Origin of the sequence: Clostridium sp. CAG:43 (assembly GCF_000434655.1) — a bacterium.
In the GTDB taxonomy this organism is placed as follows: Bacteria; Bacillota; Clostridia; order Lachnospirales; family Lachnospiraceae; genus Otoolea; species Otoolea fessa.
In genome coordinates this window covers 1-1998 of sequence record NZ_FR894973.1, presented here as the reverse complement: position 1 = coordinate 1998, position 1998 = coordinate 1, and the positions used below count along the sequence as shown (strand labels likewise).

Sequence of the window (1998 nt, the reverse complement as noted above, 5' to 3'; positions counted from 1 at the left end):
TCCCTACACTAAAGTATATCTGCATAGTATTTTCCCTTAATATTGGAAAAAGTAACTTTGGCAGGGAAGAGATTTACTCCCATGGAAGCCATACCTATAACACTGCGAGCCCATTTGCTGAGTTCGGTTGGAAGTTGAAAACACTCAGTTTTGTAACCACTTAGAATGGTTACTGTTGGGGTAAGGTTTTGATCTACACCAACAGACAATACATTAAAAGTTTGAGAAGCTTTATATAATGGCAAAAGTGGTTGTTTTCTCGAATTAAAAAATATTCTTCCGCCTCTGGGGGTTAGGTAGGATTCTTTATCAAAAGGGATTACAGGCTCGATTGGTAGTTTGCATTTTCTCAGTTTAAAGTAGTTTTCTAACTGTTCACAAGCAAAAGCATTGAAGTATTCACCTTGCATATTGATGTTTTCCTGGATTTGTTCGATAGATTCAAAATGATTCATGAAATTAAGTAAAGCATTAAAAAGGACTAAATCATCTGAATATATACCAGAGTAGGATTTGTACCATGCAGGTTGCCACTCGCAAATAAGACAATAGAGTTTTTTGTAAATGTTTAATTGGAGTTCATTTAGGTAAAACCAGTCTGGCTCTAAAAGTTTTTTATTAGTACTGTCGTCAAGCGATTGATACCGTAATGAATCAAAAAAACCTTTCATTAACTTTGATATAATGCCTGCCAGCATATCAGCCATACGAAGCCCTGGAAGTTCTATGGAATTTGCCTCACTGGAATTATATAGTCCTATTTCGCAAGCGGCTTTTAAAGTTTTGCTTTGTTCGTTTTCTTCCCCTTCTTTATCAATGGTTAGGTGGTAATTTGATATGTCTTTTTCCCCGAGATACTTTTTAAAACCATCAAAGGACATATGATAATCCCAATTAATATCTGGAGAATCTGAGATATCATTCAGTATGAATAAAATCTGTTGAAATGCTTCAGTTTCTTTTTGTTTTAAAATGGGATTGCCTTTATTATATTCAATTCTATTCTGGAAAAACTTTTTTAATTCTGCTAAAAAATCTTTGGGTGATTCAAAGATGCATTTAATGATTTCCTGAGGATGGTACATAACAAGAGCTTTTATGATGGAATACTTCATTAAATCTGCATCAATGAGAAGATTGTTTCGGTAATTCTGGAAAAGTTGTAGTACAAGATATTCAATCTTACTGGAAATGGAAAAGTAAATGTGAATATCCTTATTAAAAAGTGACAAAAAATCATATATAAATTGAGCGTTTTGTCTGTTGAGAGAAGCGAAACCATATTTAAATTGTTTTTGTCGAAGCATTGTACTTTTGATTTCACCATTGCAATTTTGCCTGTCCGCATATTTAGTTTCAAAGTCGGCGTGAAGCTGCAGAATATCATCATTTCGGGTAGACCATCCCACAATCATAGTTATGAAATTATCATAATAATTAGAGGCACTTATTGTTGTGTAGTTAATTTTCCGGCTATGTTCGGATTCGTCATAATAGAAATTATATTTTGGCATTTTTTGACACATCCTTCGTGAAAAATTAATTTATGTAACAGAGATATTAATTGCTAAATAAAGAAATATAGTTTACTGTATATTCTGCAAATCTTTTAATATCGCCTGAATTGTTTCTGCCTCAAGCCCAGTTTTAGCGTGAATATCCTGCAGTGAATGTTTCTGCTGAATCAGACGGATGGCGTGAAGCATTTTGCTGGTGCGTTCATTCCTACCCTCATTTAATCCTTCTGCTCGTCCCTGGGCGAGACCAGCCTTGACGCCTTCTTGAAATTCTGCTTTACGAATCAATTTTTTCTCCCGTTCGTCATCATATTCAAATAAACACATAGCAATCGCCTCCGATTTGTTTTTTTGAAGAAAATCTGCCAGGATATTTTCTTCGATGCATTCGTTGACAGCTGTTTCAACCGCTTCATTTAACGGCATATTTTTTGTATAACGCCGAATTCGTTCGACCAGAAGCATATATTCTTTTAAAGTT

General features: G+C 34.5%; 1 protein-coding gene and 1 pseudogene. Both read right to left on the bottom strand.

Annotated features, from left to right (window positions below; all coding sequences use genetic code 11):
• Nucleotides 1–8: 8 nt before the first annotated feature.
• A complete protein-coding gene (locus tag QVO97_RS00090; protein ID WP_022358420.1) occupies nucleotides 9–1514 on the bottom strand; it encodes a hypothetical protein in 1506 nt (501 codons plus the stop codon).
• A 72-nt stretch (nucleotides 1515–1586) separates the two neighbouring features.
• Nucleotides 1587–1998 (bottom strand): annotated as a pseudogene (locus QVO97_RS00085) (transposase); the annotation flags it as partial.

Excerpts from the sequence above, each read along its gene's own strand:
- QVO97_RS00090 (WP_022358420.1), bottom strand. The coding sequence starts at position 1,514 with ATGCCAAAATATAATTTCTATTATGACGAATCCGAACATAGCCGGAAA.